Below are 15,757 nucleotides of genomic sequence, written 5' to 3' on the forward strand. Positions count from 1 at the left end.
GCCAGACCACCATCCACAGCCACACCCGCCGAAACACCCGCCGACACCTGACCCCCCGCAAGCGCACGCAAAGCATCAACCGCCTCGGCAGTGGTGCCTGCCACGGCGCTCGCCCGGTGTTCGAGGTGGGCGCGGTGGTGTGCGGCGGTGTAGGCGATGTCGAGGAGTTCCGATTCGGGGCGGCTTTCGAGGTGGTCGGCGAGCCGGGCGGCGTTGTCGGCCAGCGCCTCCTCCGTCTTGCCCGACACGGTGAGGACGACGGACGCTGTGAGCGCGGGCCGGTCGGGGCGGCCGTGAACGGCCGTCCAGTCGATGTCGTGGCCCTCGCACCAGAGCCGGGCGGCCACGTCCTCAAGGCTCTGGCGGGCGGGCCGGTCGCGCCGGCAGGACGCGAGGGCGGCGGAGCGGGTGTCGTCGAGGGCGGCGAGTGTCCGCTCGAAGGAGTGCTGGGCGATGGGGTGCGGGGCGATCTCGACGATGCGCAGTCCGCGGGCGGCGGCCGGTTCGCTCTGCGCGAGCGCGGTGACCGCCTCGGTCAGCAGCATGGGTTGGCACATGTTGCGTGCCCAGTAGTCGGCGTCGAGGGCGGTGCCGTCGATGAAGTCGTCGATGACGGTCGACCGGAAGGGAATGGACGCGACGCTCGTGCGCAGTGTGCCGAGGCGGCGTACGAGTTCGGGTGCGAGGTCTTCGAGTTGTGTGCTGTGGGACGCGTAGTCGATGTTGACGCGCGCGGTGCGGACGCCGCTTTCGGACAGTTCCCGTTCCAGGGCGGCGATGGCGTCGGTCGTGCCGGAAAGGCAGACCTGGTCCGGTGCGAGGTGTCCGGCGACGGAGAGCCCGCGGTCGTCCCGGGTGGCGAGCCGGGTGGCCTCGTCGGCCGTGAGGTCGCAGACGATGAGGGTGCCGCGTCCCGAGGCGCGTTCGGCGATCAGGCCCGACCAGGTGGTGATGAGCCGGGCGCCTTCGTCCAGGGGGAGAGCCCCCGCGACGACGGCCGCGGCGACTTCTCCGATGCTCTGGCCGAAGACGGTGTCGGGCTCCATGCCCCAGGCTGCGAGGGTACGGGCGAGAGCGACCTGAACGGAGAAGAGCACGGGCTGGACGATGTCGGTGCGCTCGAGCCGTGAGCGGCTTGCGTCGGCCACGAGTTCGCGGGTCACCGACCAGCCGGTGAACTGGCCGACCGCTCGGTCGCAGGCGTCGAGGGCGGCGCGGAAGGTGGGTTCGGCGAGCAGGTCGCGGCCCATGCCGATCCACTGTGCGCCGTGGCCGGAGAAGAAGAAGGCGAGCGGGGGGCGCTGCGCGGACCGTCCCGGGCGGGCGACGAGTTCGGCACGGCCGGCGGGAGTCAGGGTGGCGACGGCACGGTGGGTTCCGGCGTCGTGGGCCGGGATCTGTGCGGGTACGGTGCCTTCCTGTGCGCCGAGCGCGGTGATGACGTCGTGCAGCGCTTCCTCGCTCCGCGCGGCGAGGGGGAGGAGGTCACGGCGGCGGTAGGGAGCCTCTTCGAGGGCGACATGGGCGTTGGTGCCGCCGAAGCCGAATCCGCTGACGCCCGCGTAGCGGCGGCGGACGGCGGGCCAGGGCTGGCGTTCGGTGACGACCTGGAGTTTGTTGCCGTCGAAGTCGATGTGCGGGTTGGGTACTTCGAAGTGCAGGCTGGCGGGCAGTTCGCCGTGGTAAAGGGACAGGGCGGTCTTGAGCAGTCCGGTGACGCCGGCCGCGGGCTCCAGGTGGCCGAAGTTCGTCTTGGCCGAGCCCAGGCGCAGCGGTTGTTCCCGGCCTTCGGCGAATACGGTGCCGAGCGCCTCGGCCTCGATGGGGTCGCCGAGGAGGGTGCCGGTACCGTGTGCCTCCACGTAGGAGACGTCCTTGGGGTCGATGTCCGCGTCCTGCCAGGCTGTGCGTACCACGTCGACCTGGGCCTGCGGGTTGGGGGCGGTGAGTCCGTTGGAGGCGCCGTCGTTGTTGACGGCGGTGCCGCGGATCACCGCGTACACGCGGTCGCCGGCGGCCAGGGCGTCGGAGAGCCTGCGCAGGACGACGACGCCGCATCCCTCGCCTCGTACGTAGCCGTTGGCGCCCGCGTCGAAGGCGCGGCACTGGCCGTCCGGGTTCATGCCGCCGAACTTGGTCATGGCGACGGTGGTGTTGGGGTGCAGCATGACGTTGACGCCGCCGGCCAGGGCGAGGTCGGTCTCGCCACGGCGCAGGCTCTGCACGGCGAGGTGGGTGGCGGTGAGGGAGGAGCTGCAGGCGGTCGCGACGGCCATGGCGGGGCCGTGGAGGCCGAGGGTGTAGGCGATGCGTGCCGGGATGATGGAGTTGTCCCAGCCGGCGGCGGAGTGTGTCTCGATGGCGTCGGCGTCGGCGCCGGTGGCCAGGTGGTATTCCTGCGCCATCGTGCCGAAGTAGATGCCCGTGCGCGTACCGGAGAGGTCCGAGGGGGCGATGCGGGCGTCTTCGAAGGCGGCCCATGCGACTTCGAGGGCCATGCGCTGCTGGGGGTCCATGTGCTTGGCCTCGGCGGGCGAGATCCGGAACAGTTCGGCGTCGAACTCGGCGATGTCGTCGAGGAAGCCTCCCCAGCGGGTGTTCATCGTGCCGGGTGCGCGGGGGTCGGGGTCGAGCCAGTCGTGGGCGTTCCAGCGGTCGGCCGGGACCTCGCGGATCGCGTCGGTCCCCGCGCACAGGCTCTCCCACAGCGCCTCGGGGGTCTCGATGCCGCCGGGCAGGCGGCAGCCGAGGCCGACGATGGCGATGGCCTCGTCCGCGGCCGTGTGTCCCCGGCCGGCCAGGGGTGCGGCGACGGCGGGGGGCGTGCCGTGACCCGTCAGGTGGGCGGAGAGTTGGGCGATGGTGGGGTACTGCCACACCGTCCAGCTGGGTACGGGGCGTTCGAGGTGCTGGGAGAGCGTGGCCACGAGCGACGTGATCTGCGCGGAGGTCAGTCCGAGGTCGCGCAGCGGCCGGTCCTGGCCGACCGACTCCGGCCGCGTGTCCAGCAGTTCGGCGACGGCTGTCCGTATGAAGGCCGCGATGTTCTCGGCGCTCGCCGGGGTCCGGTCGCCGCCGCTGTTCACCTGGGCATAGCTCATCTGCTCATCCTCGAAGCTCGTTGAAGCGAACCACTGGCGCACGGCGGCGGGGCGGGCCGTTGTAGCAGGGGCCCGTCCGCGCTCACCGGCCGTCCTGGAGAGGTGCTGGAGCCTGGCTTCGTCGCCGGCCCGCTGCTCCGGTACGGGTCGGGTGGGGAATCGCTTCCCCTGGTTGTGCGGCAGGGCCGGTCCGGGCGGCGGACCGTCCCTGCCGCGGTGGGCCGCTCACGGCCGGCTGTCGTGTGTCCTTCTCGGCGTCACGGCTGTGGCGGGTGTCTGTGTGGGCGTGCCGCTGCCCGGTTCGGGGGTGAGCGGGCCGCTGCCGCCGTAGGTGGCGCGGACGGCGGGCGAGAGTGTGCGGGATCCGGCGATGGCCGAGTAGACCGTCGCGGCCTCCGTCGGGGTGCGTTTCATCGTGGTGCGGTCGACCGCGTACAGGCCGAAGCGGGCTCCGTAGCCTTGCAGCCACTCGAAGTTGTCCATCAGGCTCCAGTGGTAGTAGCCGCGGACGTCCACGCCCTGGCTGCGCACTCGGTCGATCTGCTCCAGTGCCCGTACCGTGAACTCGGTGCGGCGTTTTCCGGAAGTGGTGGCGATGCCGGACTCGCTGACGATCAGGGGCAGATGGCGGTAGCGGGCGCCGAAGTCCTTGAGTACGGGGTAGAGGCCTGCGGGGTCCGACTCGTATCCCATCGCCGGGATGAAGTAGGTGGAGTCGAGGAGCGGCAGGCACGGCGGGGCACCGCACACGTCGACGTTGATGGCGGGCAGGGTGTTGGGGCCGGGCGTGGGGCCGGGGTCGGAGACCCCGGTGCGGTCGTAGAGCTGGATGCCGAGCCAGTCGAGTGTGCCCTTCCACTCCGGGTGGGTCTCATCCGCGGTGCCGTCGAAGTCGGTGTCGAAGCTGCCCTTCCACAGCGAGTCGAGGATGTTCAGCTCGAAGAAGCGGCGGAAGCGGTCGCGGGCGGCGATGTCGCGGGCCTCGGTGCTGATTTTCCCGTCGCGTACGGCGACGTACTGCTTGATGCTCGCGGTCAGGCCGACGGCGGAATTGAGGCCGTCGTGGTCGGCGTCGTGCTGGTCGTAGCGTTTGACGGCCTTGTACATGGCGGCGTGGACGTTGATGTACTGGCGGATGGCCGGCACGAATTTGGTGGAGAAGGCGGCGGACAGGTTCGCCTTGCCGGGCGGGCCGGCGCCGAAGGCGTGCGAGAACAGCATGTAGACCATCGGCTCGTTGAGCGTGGCCCATTCGTCGACGCGGTCGCCGAACCGCTCGGCCAGCAGCTTGGCGTGCTCGGCCATCTCCTTGACCACCAGGGGGCCGCCGGCCGGGTGGTCGAGCCCGCACAGGTTGGTGTCGGAGGGGCCGTTCGCGCAGCCGGTGTCCTCGGGGTTGTCCACCCAGACGGGATTGGTGAAGTGGTGGATGACGATCATCGGGCGGATGCCGCGGGCGATGAGTGCGTCGATCTGCTTGCTGTAGTGGTCGAGTGCCTTCTCGTCGATCTGGTTGCGGCGTGGCTCGACGCGGGCCCATTCAATGCTGAACCGGTAGGAGTCGACGTTCAGGTCCTCGAGCAGCCCGATGTCTTCGATGGCCTTGGAGTAGCCCTGGACGCCCTCGCCGACGAAGGGGCTCCTGCCCAGGCCCTCGGGGGCGGGCTGGCTCCACTTGTACCAGTCGGTGGTGGTGTTCTGGTCCTCGATCTGGGTGGCGGAGCTGGACACGCCGAAGCGGAAACTGCCCTTGCCCGAGGGGGCGGCCGGGGATCCGATCGTGGAAAAGGAAGCGGTGTGGTGTGCTGCCGCGGTCCCGGTCTCCTCGTCGGCCGCGGCGACGGGTGCCACCAGGCCCAGGGCGAGGACAGCGGCCGCGATCTTGAGAAGTCGCTTCACGGTGCCTTCCAGTTGGTAGACGGTCGGGGACGGGTTGCACCGCATGAGGGCAGTCCCCCGCGTCCTCACGATGGGCGGCGCTGCTCGAAGTCGGCTTGAGTACGCGTGCACCTGGTCGGTGAGGCGGCGCTTGAGGAGTCCGCGAAGAGCGCTCGATCCACCGGGCGGACAGTGGTCCCCACCGAGGGGGCGCCGCCAACGGCGCGGAACGGTCGCAGGACCGGCCGGGCGCGCCGCGGGACGACCATGCCGATCCGGATGAGACGAGATGACGGAGTGTGCGATGAGCCCTGTGCAGAAGGCGGTAGTGATCACCGGAGGGGGTACGGGCATCGGGCGTGCCACCGCTCGCGCGTTCGCCGACGCAGGTGCTCATGTGCTGGTGGTCGGGCGTACCGAGGCCACGTTGGAGGAGGCGGTCGGGGGGCGGGACCGCATCACGGCTCTGGCGGTGGACATTGATGACGAGGATGCGCCGGATGCCGTGGTCTGCGCGGCGCTGAACGCGTTCGGACGTATCGATGTGCTGGTGAACAACGCCGCGCAGGCGGGGTTCGCCGCGCTGGGCACGCTCGATCGGGCGGTGGTGTCGGCTCAGCTGGGCACCAATCTCCTGGCCCCTGTCTTCCTGACTCAGCGGGCGCTCGACGCCTTGGAGGCGACCGGGGGAACGGTGGTCAATGTCAGTTCGTCCGGATCGCTGGGACGGCGGGCGTGGCCGCAGAATGCCGTCTATGGGCTGACGAAGGCGGCGCTGGACTTCCTCACCCGTACCTGGGCGGTGGAGCTGGCCCCACGCGGTATCCGCTGTGTAGGGATCGCTCCGGGGGTCGTCGACACCGGTTTCGCGGTCCGCTCGGGTATACCGGAGGACGGTTATGAGGAGTTCCTGGCGTCGGTGGCCGGGCATGTGCCGTCGGGGAGGGTGGGCCGTCCCGAGGACGTGGCGTGGTGGATCGTGCAGCTGTGCCGCCCGGAGGGGGCGTACGCGAACGGCACGGTGCTGGCGGTGGACGGTGCGCTGTCGGTGACCTGAGGGGCGATGCTCCGCGGGAGCGGCGTGAGGATGACGCCGTGGGGTGGTCCGGGCCCCGCTTCGCCCCGTCGAGTTGTCGCTCGGCGGGGCGAAAGCCGTACGGCGCGGGTGGTGCGGGTGCGGGTGTGCCGGCCTGCTCCGAGGCGGCCGGTGAGGTGGGGCTCCTCAGGCTTCGAAAAGCGCGCTGGCCCAGCTCATGCCGCGGCCCACGGCGGCGAGCGCGACGTGGTCGCCGCGCCGCAGCGAGCCGGCCTCGGTCTCACGGGCGAGGGCGAACAGCGGGTCGGCGGCGCCCAGATGCCCGAAGTCCTCGGCGAGGGCGAGGTTGGTGCGCTCGGGCGGAAAGTCCAGAGCGGTGATCAGGCCGCTCATGGCCGGCTGGTTGTCGAAGGGCAGAAGGAGCCGGGCCAGGTCGAAGAAGCCGATCCCGGCCCGTTTGCAGGCACGCTCCACCACCAGCCGGTACTGGTCCCTGGTGTGCGCGCCGAAGGCCGAGATCTTCGCGTGGTCGTTGGCGAAGTAGGCCTTGACGTCTTCGATGCCGCCCACCCGGGGCGGGGCGGCGGCGGCCTCGGGGGTGCCGAAGGGGGCCGCGGCTCCCCCGGCTTCCAGCCGGAAGAAGTCGACGTGGGTGCCGTCCGTGGTGATCTCACCGGCGCGCCAGCGCAGTTCGTCGTGGCCGCGCTGGAGGACCGCGGCCACGGCTCCGTCGGAGAAACAGCCGGCACCCGTCTCCAGCCGGTTCCAGTAGGGCTCGGCGACGCGGCTGGCTGCCACGACGACCGCGGTGCGGTACTCGGGGTGCGTGGCGAACTTTCCGGCCACCACATCGAACGCGGCGACTCCGGAGGAACACGCCTGGGTCAGCAGGACCGCCTCCGCGCCGTCGGCGCCCAGCCGGTGCAACAGGGCGGCCGCCGCGTCCCAGTACAGGTACTCGGTGAGGTCGGTGACCGCCAGGACGAGCAGGTCGATCCGCGGTGTCTCCAGCCCCGCCTTGTCCAGCGCCTTGCGGGCCGCCTCGAGTGACAGGTCCGTCAGGCCCACGCCGGGCGCGCTGCGGTGCATGTACCGGCTCGCGTACGTACGTACCCGGTCCATGTCGTCCGTGTACTGCGCGGCCACGTCCAGAACGGGGATCTCCTCGCCCAGTTCGTAGCCGAGCGCGCTCACTCCGAAACTCATGTGCTCTCCTCGCCGTGGGGAATCGGGGCCCGCCGTGGTGGCCGGTTCACCAGGTGACCGGCAGATGGTGTACGCCGTAGATCGCCATGTCGCTGCGCAGTGGTACGTCCTCGGGCGGTACGGCGAGCCGCAGTCCGGGAAAGCGGCGCAGGAGTGCCGAGTACGCGATCTTAAGTTCGACGCGCGCCAGTTGGTGCCCCAGACACTGGTGTACGCCGTGGCCGAAGGTCAGGTGGCCGGTGGACTTACGGCGCAGGTCGACACGGTCCGGGTCGCCGTCGAAGCGCAGGGGGTCGCGGTTGGCCGCCGACAGCTGGAGCACCAGGCAGTCGCCGGCCTTGATCTGCCGGCCCTCGAGTTCGACGTCCTCCAGCGCGGTGCGCATCAGGCCCGACCTGAACAGCGGCAGGTAGCGCAGCATCTCCTCGACCGCGTTCTCGGTCAGGGACGGGTCCTCGCGCAGTGCCGCCAGTTGCTCGGGGTTGCTCAGCAGGGCGAAGGCTCCGAGGCCGAGCATGTTGGCGGTGGTCTCGTGGCCGGCGATAAGGACCACGACAGAGGCGACGGTGATCTCCTCGTCGGAGAGTTCGTTGCTCTCGATGAGGGTGCTGAGCAGGCCATCACCGGGTTCGGCCCGCGTCCGCGGGATGAGGCCGGCCAGGTAGCTGAGCATGTTGGCGTAGGCGGCGTGGGCATCTTCCTGGGTGGAGTCGAGGCGGAAGAAGGTCGCCGCGTCGTGGCGGAACAGGTCGCGCTCTGCGTACGGGACGCCGAGCAGCTCGCAGATCATCAGGGTCGGAATCGGGACCGCGAATTCCTCCACGAGGTCGGCGCCGCGGCCCGCGGCCTCCAGCGCGTCGAGCCTGGCTTCGACGACGTTCTCGATCCGTGGGATCAGCTGCTTCACCCTGTGCCCGGTGAACTGCCGGGTGAGCAGTTTGCGGTAGCGCGTATGGTCCGGCGGGTCCATGCCGATGAAGAAGCCGGGTTCGGCGGGGGCGATCCGCTCCTGCCCGAAGGGGTGGTCGTAGGGCGCGTGGTGGTGCAGTTCCTGCCGGGCGCTGAAGCGGGAGTCGCCCAGGATCTGGCGGGACGTGGCGTAGTTGGTGACGAGCCAGCCGATGTGCCCGTCCGGGAATGCCAGGGGTGTGACGGGGGTGTCGCGGCGCAGTTGCCCGAGCTCGGCCGGAGGATCGAAGGTCGAGGGGCGTTGTGTGGGCAGTTTGATCGGGTCGGACAGTGCGTGGGGCACGACTTGCTCCGTCTCTCCTGGGCCGTGGCATGACTGGGGGAACTCCGCGTGTCCACTGTCGTGACGGGGTCTGGAGGGACGCTCGAGTGAACCTGATGCCCCGGACGCGCGAAGGGCCCGTGTCCTCGGCTGTGGCCGGGGAACACGGGCCTTTCCGGTGCGCACGGGGCAGGTCTTTGCCGGGTGCGGTGCCACCGCCCGTGGGCGGCGGTCTGCTCCTGCAGGATCACTGCGGGCAGGTTGTCGTGCGTGGCTCGGACAGGGGGAGCCACGGGCACGGACATACGGACGCTGATGCGGTGTGACCGCTCAGCTGAGGCTCTGGAGGTACGCGTCGACGGCACCGGCGGCCACGCGGGGGCCGTCGACGCCGCGGATGGAGTCCCGCATCCGCCCGACGTTCGCGGCCACCTCCTGGCTTCCGGCCAGGTCCGCGACGGTCCGGCGCAAGCTGTCGACGGTGGTGTCGGCAGGGGCGAGGTGGCGGCCGAGACCGAGCTCCTCGACCCGCATGCCGTTGGCCTTCTGCTCGTTCATCTGCGGGATCACCACCATGGGGACGCCGTAGTACAGCGACTCCATCGTGCTGTTCATGCCGCCGTGCGTGACGAAGAGCGCCGCGTGCTGGAGGACGTCGAGCTGGGGAACGTGCCGGTTCACGGAGAAGTTGGCGGGTACGGTGCCCAGTTCGGCGCTGTCGATGTGGTCGCCGACGGCCATGACCACGTCCCATTCGGAGTCGCCGAACGCGTCGATCGCGGTCTTGAAGAATTCGGGCCATCCGGTCGCGGCCGTGCCGAGCGAGATGAGCAGGACCGGGCGGTCCGGGGAGGCCGGCTGCCACGTTCCCTGGTAGGCACTGCGGTCCGCCAGGCAGGGGCCCGCGAACACGAACCGCTCGTCGAAGCTGTCGCCCTCGTAGTGGAAGTCGCGGGGAAGGAAGACGATGTTGTGCTGGGCGACGTCCTGGAAGAAGGCCATGGGGTCGGCCGGCAGACCGAAGGAGGGCAGAACCTCGGTGAGCTTGCCGAGCATTTCCACGACCTTTGCGTCCGTGAATCCTGCCAGCGGGAACCTCTCCTGGATGGAGAACTTCTCATGGACTCCGTATGTCGGGTAAAGACGAATGGTCGGGATGTTGTGCCGGCTCGCGTAGAACCGGGCTCCCCACGCCATGAAGTCATGAATGATGAGGTCGGGCTTTTCGTCCCGGTAGAAGGCGTCGATCTGGTCGACGAGCGACGTGGCCTCTTCGAGACACCGCAGCCCCTCCCCCTCGATCGCTTCGGCGGTGAAGGGGCTGCGGTAGAAATCCCCGAACACGGACTGATAGCGCACCGCTTCGGCTCCGGCGGCCTCGACCGCCGGCACGAAGTGGTCCGTCGCTGTACTGGTCACCCGGTGTCCCCGTCGGACCAGTTCCTCCAGCAGCCCGAGTGTCGGGTTGACGTGGCCGATCGCGGGGAAGTTGAAGAATGCGATGTGAGCCATGAACTCTCCTTGAAATAGGCCCTGTTTACGCAGATCGAGACGTTCCACATTATCTTGAATAGAACTTCCCCGTCCACTCGATCGATTCAGTCAGAGCATTTTCAGCCGCTATTCTGCGTCCTCTCCTTGATAGCTGTAGAAGCCCCTTCCGCTCTTTTTCCCGAAGAGTCCGCTGTCGACCATGCGGGACAGCAGCGCGGGGGCGGAGTACAGCGGTTCCTTTGTCTCCTCGTACAGCCCGGCCGCCACCGCGGCCAGCGTGTCGAGGCCGATCAGGTCCCCCAGCCGGAGCGGTCCCATCGGGTGGGCGCACCCCAGGGTCATTCCCTTGTCGATGTCCGCTGCCGTGGCATGGCCGGATTCCACCATCCTGATCGCGGTCAGCAGATAGGGCACGAGCAGGGCGTTGACCACGAACCCGGCCCGGTCCTTGGACCGTATGACGTCCTTGCCCAGCACGTCCCTGACGAAGAGTTCGGCCCGCGCCAGCGTCCGCTCCTCGCTGAGCAGTGAACCGGTGATCTCCACCAGCGGGAGGACCGGAACCGGGTTGAAGAAGTGCATTCCGATGACCTGGCCCGGCCGTTGGGTGGCCATGGCCAGCTTGGCGACGGGCAGCGACGAGGTGTTCGACGCCAGGACCACGTCGGGTTCCTGGAGGATCGCGTCGAGCTGGGAGAACAGCTTCAGCTTCGTCGGCTCGTCCTCGGAGACGGCCTCGATGACGAGCTGGCGGTCGGCGAGGTCCTTGACGTCCTGGGTGAAGGTGATGCGGCCGAGAATGGCTTCGCGCTGTCCCCCGGTGAGCTTCCCCTTGGCGACGGCCCGGTCCAGGGAACCGGTCAGCCGCGCCTGCCCCGCGGCCTGCGCCCGGTCCGAGGAGACGGCGACGAGGACGTCCCTGCCGGGCTTGGCACACACTTCCGCCAGGCCCGATCCCATCAGTCCGCAGCCCACCACGCCGACGCGGCTGACGGGCACCGGTTCGGCGCACACACTCATGAGCCGCCCTCCTCATACCAGCGCACCAGGCTGTTGCCCACCGCCATGCCACCGCCGAACCCGGACAGCAGCACCAGATCGCCGTCGCGCAGCTCACCCGCCCGGGCCGCGTGGTCAAGGGTCACCGGCAGGGACGCGGTCCCGGAGTTGCCGAACCGCTCCAAGGTGGTGTGGACGCGGGCGTTCTCCAGGCCCATGTCGTTCGCGAGCTTGCCGAGCAGGACACCGTTGGCCTGGTGGGGCACGAAGTGCGCGATGTCCTGCGGCCGTACGCCGGCCCGGCCGAGGAGTTCCTTGGCGGAGGCGGGGACCTGGCCGAGGACGAATTCGGTGACACCGCGGCCGTTCATGCGCAGATAGTGCTGACGGGCGTTCACGGTCTCGTGAGAGGCCGGGAGTGCGCTGCCGCCTGCCTCGATGACGAGCAGATCCGCCTTGTCCCCGTGACCGATCAGGTCGGATTCCAGGATTCCGTAGGGCTCGGGCACCGGTCCCAGCACGGCCGCGCCGGCGCCGTCGGCGAGCAGAACGGCTGTGCTGCGGTCCTGCGGGTCGGTGAAGCGTGACCACACCTCGGCCCCCACCACCAGGGCGTACGCCCGCGGGCGGGCGGACAGCAGGGCGTGGGCCACGGCGAGGCCGTGGACGAAACCGCTGCACCCTATGTTGATGTCGAAGCAGGCCGCCCTGCGGGCGCCCAGGCCGGCCTGGACCAGGCAGGAGACCGGGGGCAGGGGGCTGTCACCGGTGGTGGTGGTCACGATGAGGAAGTCGATCCGGTCGGCGGACACGCCGGCCCGCTCCAGGGCATGGGAGGCGGCCCGCAGCGCGAGAGCGGACGGTGTCTCGCCCTCGGCCGCGTAACGGCGCGACAGGATCCGGGTCTTGCGCTCGATCCATTCGGTCGTGACGCCGAACCGCTCGGCGAGTTCGGCGTTGGTCACCTCTGTCTCGGGCACCTGGGACCCGGTGCCAAGGAGCCCGACGGAGCCCATCAGGCCCCCCTCAGCGGGTTCAGCCGGTCCTCGCCGATCCGCGAGCGCTTCTCGTGGTCGGTGACACCGAGGCCGGGCCCGGGAGCCAGGCACAGCACGCCCACCTTGCCGACGTGCGCGTTCTCCTGCACCAGACGGGCCGCTTCGCCGATCTCCTCCAGCGGATAGGTGCGGGAGAGCATCGGCATGATGCGGCCCATGTCGATGAGCCGGTTGCTCTCCCACTGCTCCTGGAGATTGGCGGCGTGGCTGCCGATCACACGCTTGAGCTTCATCCACAGGTACCGGTTGTCGTACTGGTGGTGGTAGCCCGTGCTGGACCCGCAGGTGACGACGGCGCCGCCCCGGCGCAGGACGAACATCGAGATGCCGAAGGTGGCCTGGCCGACATAGTCGAAGACGATGTGCGGGTCCTCGCCCGTTTCCCGCCGGATGATCTTTCCGAGCCGTTTGCCCGCCTCGATGACCCTGGCGGGGTCGGTGCCGTCGTCGTCGCCGATACCGAGTTCGGAGCGGTTGATCACGACGTCGCAGCCGATGCCGCGAAGCAGTTCGGCCTTCTCCTCGGATCCCACCACACCGACCGCGATACCGCCGCCGTGCTTGACCAGTTGTACGGCGTAGACACCGAGCCCGCCGGCCGCGCCCCAGATGAGCACGACGTCGCCCTGCTTCATGCGGGCGCCCCGGTCACTGACGAGCATGCGGTACGCGGTGCCCGCGCACGCTGTCGTGGACGCCGCCTCCTCCCAGGTCAGATGAGCCGGCTTGGGTACGAGCTGGCTGGCTCGCACGACCGCGTAGTGCGCCAGTCCGCCGAAGTTGGTCTCGTACCCCCAGGCCTTCTGCCCCTCACCGAGCATGCCGTCGTCGTGGGTGGCCGGTTCCTGGTCATCGACCTGGATGGGGCTGACCCCGACGTGGTCGCCGACCTTCCAGCGGCGTACACCGTCACCGGTGCGGACGATGACGCCCGCGGCGTCGGAGCCGAGCACGTGGTACGGCTGGTCGTGCCGCGCCTCCCAGCGTCCGCGCCTGCCGTACGCCTTGAGGAAGTCGAACGTCGGCAGGGGCTCGAAGGTCCCGGACCACACGGTGTTGTAGTTGATGCTGCTGGCCATGACGGCGACCAGCACCTCGTCCGGGGCGAGTTCGGGCATCGGTACGTTGCCGACGTGCAGCGACTTGCGCACGTCCTTGTCCTCCACGTCGCGGAACATGCCGATGTCCTCAACGCGGGTGTGCGCCGCCAGGTAGTCCTGCGGGATCGGCAAACTCGCCAGTTCCCCGGCGGGGGCACCCCGTTGGACAGCCTCGGATAGAACGTCCATGACACCATCCTTCGTCAACGCTGTGGGCGGTCAGACCGGGGACTCCATGCCGAGCGCCAGCCGCAGGTGCGCCATCTGGCCGGCGTGGAAGGAGTCGTGCATCTGTGTGAGGGCGAGTGCTTTGCCCAGCTTCGCGAACTGCTCGGCGTACTCCCCCATGTTCTCGTCGGGGAACAGCTCGGAGCGGTGGACGAAGTCCTCCGGGGCGAGTGTGCCGACGAAGTCGCGTATCCGCCGGTGGGCGGACGTGTAGATGTCGATCATCTCCGTGAGCGGCGGCACGTAGGTGAAGTCCGTGTCGACGCCGTCGGCGAAGTTGTCGGAGAACTCCTCGGTGACGGCCTTCTCGGTGCCCTGGTGCAGGGTGGAGAAGTAGTCCTTGGCGCAGGCGAGGTGGCCCAGGAACCAGACAAGGGGCTTGTGCCCGTCCGGCGCCCTGAGCGCGGTTTCGTCGTCGAAGCCCTCGGTGAGGGCGAGGACCAGGTCGTAGCCCACGTCGAGAGCCTGGACGAGATGCTCGCCGACCGCCTGCGGAACGGGAGTGAGGGTGGTCTGCGTCATGGTGCTGCTGGTCCCTTCTTCGATGGTCGTGCCTGGTCGGCGGTGCGGGTCCCGCGAAAGATCGCGGAAGGAACGGGGGTCAGCCGGGCGAGTGGAAGGCGCTCAGCCCGGAGGCCCGCGCCGTGTCGAGCCGCGCGCGGGCCTCGGCGAAGGTCGGCAGCTCCGTGGTGGACGTGCCGGTCCAGTTCACGCCTTCCCAGTCGTACATGAGGCCCTTGGTGCGCCGGGCCGCGGCCAGATGGGCCTCCGAGTACAGGAAGCCGTCGAGGGACTCCTTGTCGCGCCACAGGACCAGGTTGCGGGCGGCGTTCCACGACTTCTCCGAGATGGCGAGCGTGGCCGCGAGGAGACCCTCGCGCTTCCAGAGCTCATCCAGAATGGCCGCGTTCAGCTGTCCGCCGATCTCTTCGTGCCCCGGCTTGGGCCATCCGACGGAGGTGGCCACCAAGTAGGACTCGGGAAGCGGCTCGCGCAGCTGTCCTGTCGCGGGGTCGATGGCGGGTCCTGTCCAGGGGACGACGACCTGAAGGTCGGACTCGTCGCCGGCGGCGAACTCATGCAGGGATACGGGTAGCTTTGACACTTCATCTCCGCTTTCGCAGCAGTCGTCGGATTCACTTCTTGCGTCGCACGACCAGTCGCTTGATTTCAGCAACCTGCAGATGAAGAACGCTTGAGTCCGGGTCGCGTACGAGTTCCAGTTCGCTCAGCAGGGGAAGAACCGCCCGCAGCACGGCCCGCAGTTCCAGGCGGGCGAGGTGAGAACCGAGGCAGACGTGCTCGCCGTGACCGCCGAAGGCGATCTGCGCGTTGTTCTCCCGGGTGATGTCGAACTGGTAGGGGTGGTCGAAGACGTCCTCGTCCCGGTTGCCCGAGGGGTACCACAGGGCGACCGTCTCGCCTTTACGGATGCGCCGGCCCCGGATCTCGGTGTCCTTGGTGCAGGTGCGGACGAAGTGCAGGGCGATGGTGGTCCAGCGCAGGATCTCCTCCACCGCGCGGTCCAGCAGCGACGGGTCGTCGACGAGCCTGCGCAGCTGCTCGGGGTGGTTCAGCAGTGCCTGGATACCGCCGGTGGTGGCGTTGCGTGTGGTGCCGATGCCGGCGACAAGCAGGTTGAAGATGGTGTAGAGGATCTCGTGGAAGGCCAGCGGCCGGCCGTCGATACGGCCTGCCGCCAGCCGGCTGAGCACATCGGTGCCGGTGCCGTCGGCCGCCGCCATGCGCTGCTGGACCAGGTTGGCGACGTAACCGTTGAGGGCGGTGATGTTGCGCCGGAAGGCGGCCTCGGCGTCCTCGCCCTCCAGCCGGTACTCGGGGTCGGCCGCGGCGGTCGTGCCCTCGGTCCAGTCGAAGATGGAGTCCCAGTCCTCGACCGGGGCCCCGACGAGTTCACAGATGGCGGCGACCGGCAGGCGCGCGGAGAGATGGCGCGCGACGTCGGCACTGCCGTCCCGGTCGAGGCGCTCGGTGAACTCCTTGACGTAGGAGGCCGCGAGGCTCGCGAAACGCTGTTCCAGGGCGCTGACGGCCTTGGGGGTGAAGCACGGTGCCATCAGCTGGCGGAGGTGACGGTGGTGGGGGGAGTCCATGTAGGAAAGGGCGGGCGGGTCGGTGGGGCTGTGGGCGAACATCTGGGCCCGCTGCTCCAGCTCCGCCTCCAGCATCTCCACGGCGTCCGCCGTGTCGACGGTGACCCGCTGGGCGCTGGAGAAGAGCTTGGTGTTGCGGGAGACCCAGGCGATGTCCTCGTGCTTGGTCAGTACCCAGAACGGCTCGAAGCCCGGCCGCTCGTACCAGAACACGGGTGCTTCACGGCGGAGCAGGTCCCACTCCTGGTAGGGGTACCCCTTGTCGGCGTAGGACTTTTCGTCGGTGATGTCGAGTGTGTCGAGCGAGAGCAT

General features: G+C 69.3%; 12 protein-coding genes. 1 reads left to right on the forward strand and 11 read right to left on the reverse strand.

Going from position 1 to position 15,757, the window contains the following annotated elements; genetic code table 11:
- Both ACIRQP_RS34100 and ACIRQP_RS34105 read right to left on the reverse strand, forming a co-directional pair.
- Positions 1 to 3,101 (reverse strand): beta-ketoacyl synthase N-terminal-like domain-containing protein (locus ACIRQP_RS34100; RefSeq protein ID WP_403897266.1); only part of this gene is annotated, 3,101 nt, incomplete at its 3' end.
- A gap of 225 nt (positions 3,102 to 3,326) precedes the next feature.
- The gene (locus tag ACIRQP_RS34105; protein WP_403897269.1) at positions 3,327 to 5,000 is read right to left on the reverse strand and encodes a glycoside hydrolase family 1 protein; all 1,674 of its coding nucleotides are present in this window, start codon (positions 4,998 to 5,000) and stop codon (positions 3,327 to 3,329) included.
- Between the two features lie 283 nt (positions 5,001 to 5,283).
- Here ACIRQP_RS34105 and ACIRQP_RS34110 point away from each other — a divergent pair, with 283 nt between their 5' ends.
- Positions 5,284 to 6,036, forward strand: coding sequence for an SDR family NAD(P)-dependent oxidoreductase (locus tag ACIRQP_RS34110; protein WP_403897272.1), 753 nt, complete (start codon positions 5,284 to 5,286; stop codon positions 6,034 to 6,036).
- A 165-nt stretch (positions 6,037 to 6,201) separates the two neighbouring features.
- Here ACIRQP_RS34110 and ACIRQP_RS34115 read toward each other — a convergent pair whose 3' ends face one another.
- The 9 genes from ACIRQP_RS34115 to ACIRQP_RS34155 all read right to left on the reverse strand — a co-directional run bounded on the left by ACIRQP_RS34115 (position 6,202) and on the right by ACIRQP_RS34155 (position 15,757).
- Positions 6,202 to 7,221, reverse strand: a complete 1,020-nt coding sequence (locus ACIRQP_RS34115) for a 3-oxoacyl-ACP synthase III family protein (protein ID WP_403897275.1) — start codon at positions 7,219 to 7,221, stop codon at positions 6,202 to 6,204.
- 46 nt (positions 7,222 to 7,267) lie between these two features.
- Positions 7,268 to 8,473, reverse strand: coding sequence for a cytochrome P450 (locus ACIRQP_RS34120; protein WP_403897278.1), 1,206 nt, complete (start codon positions 8,471 to 8,473; stop codon positions 7,268 to 7,270).
- Between the two features lie 309 nt (positions 8,474 to 8,782).
- Positions 8,783 to 9,964 (reverse strand): macrolide family glycosyltransferase, encoded by a 1,182-nt coding sequence (locus ACIRQP_RS34125; RefSeq protein WP_403897281.1) that lies wholly within the window; start codon positions 9,962 to 9,964, stop codon positions 8,783 to 8,785.
- 108 nt (positions 9,965 to 10,072) lie between these two features.
- Positions 10,073 to 10,966: a 3-hydroxybutyryl-CoA dehydrogenase gene (locus tag ACIRQP_RS34130; protein WP_403897283.1), complete on the reverse strand. Its 894-nt coding sequence runs from the start codon at positions 10,964 to 10,966 to the stop codon at positions 10,073 to 10,075.
- Positions 10,963 to 11,961 carry a 3-oxoacyl-ACP synthase III family protein gene (locus ACIRQP_RS34135; RefSeq protein WP_403897286.1) on the reverse strand — a complete coding sequence of 333 codons (999 nt, stop codon included), beginning with the start codon at positions 11,959 to 11,961 and terminating at the stop codon, positions 10,963 to 10,965. Before ACIRQP_RS34135 ends, ACIRQP_RS34130 begins: the two co-directional genes overlap by 4 nt.
- Entirely contained in the window at positions 11,961 to 13,292 is a 1,332-nt protein-coding gene (ccrA, locus tag ACIRQP_RS34140; protein ID WP_403897287.1) for a crotonyl-CoA carboxylase/reductase, read from the reverse strand. The genes ACIRQP_RS34135 and ccrA overlap by 1 nt, the downstream gene beginning before the upstream one ends.
- 30 nt (positions 13,293 to 13,322) lie before the next feature.
- A complete protein-coding gene (locus ACIRQP_RS34145) occupies positions 13,323 to 13,853 on the reverse strand; it encodes a DinB family protein (protein WP_403897290.1) in 531 nt (176 codons plus the stop codon).
- Positions 13,854 to 13,932: 79 nt separating this feature from the next.
- Positions 13,933 to 14,436, reverse strand: coding sequence for a DUF3291 domain-containing protein (locus tag ACIRQP_RS34150; protein ID WP_403897292.1), 504 nt, complete (start codon positions 14,434 to 14,436; stop codon positions 13,933 to 13,935).
- A 31-nt stretch (positions 14,437 to 14,467) separates the two neighbouring features.
- Positions 14,468 to 15,757 carry a cytochrome P450 gene (locus tag ACIRQP_RS34155; RefSeq protein ID WP_403897295.1) on the reverse strand — a complete coding sequence of 430 codons (1,290 nt, stop codon included), beginning with the start codon at positions 15,755 to 15,757 and terminating at the stop codon, positions 14,468 to 14,470.

The organism is Streptomyces sp. NPDC102274 (assembly GCF_044766385.1).
Classification (GTDB): domain Bacteria; phylum Actinomycetota; class Actinomycetes; order Streptomycetales; family Streptomycetaceae; genus Streptomyces.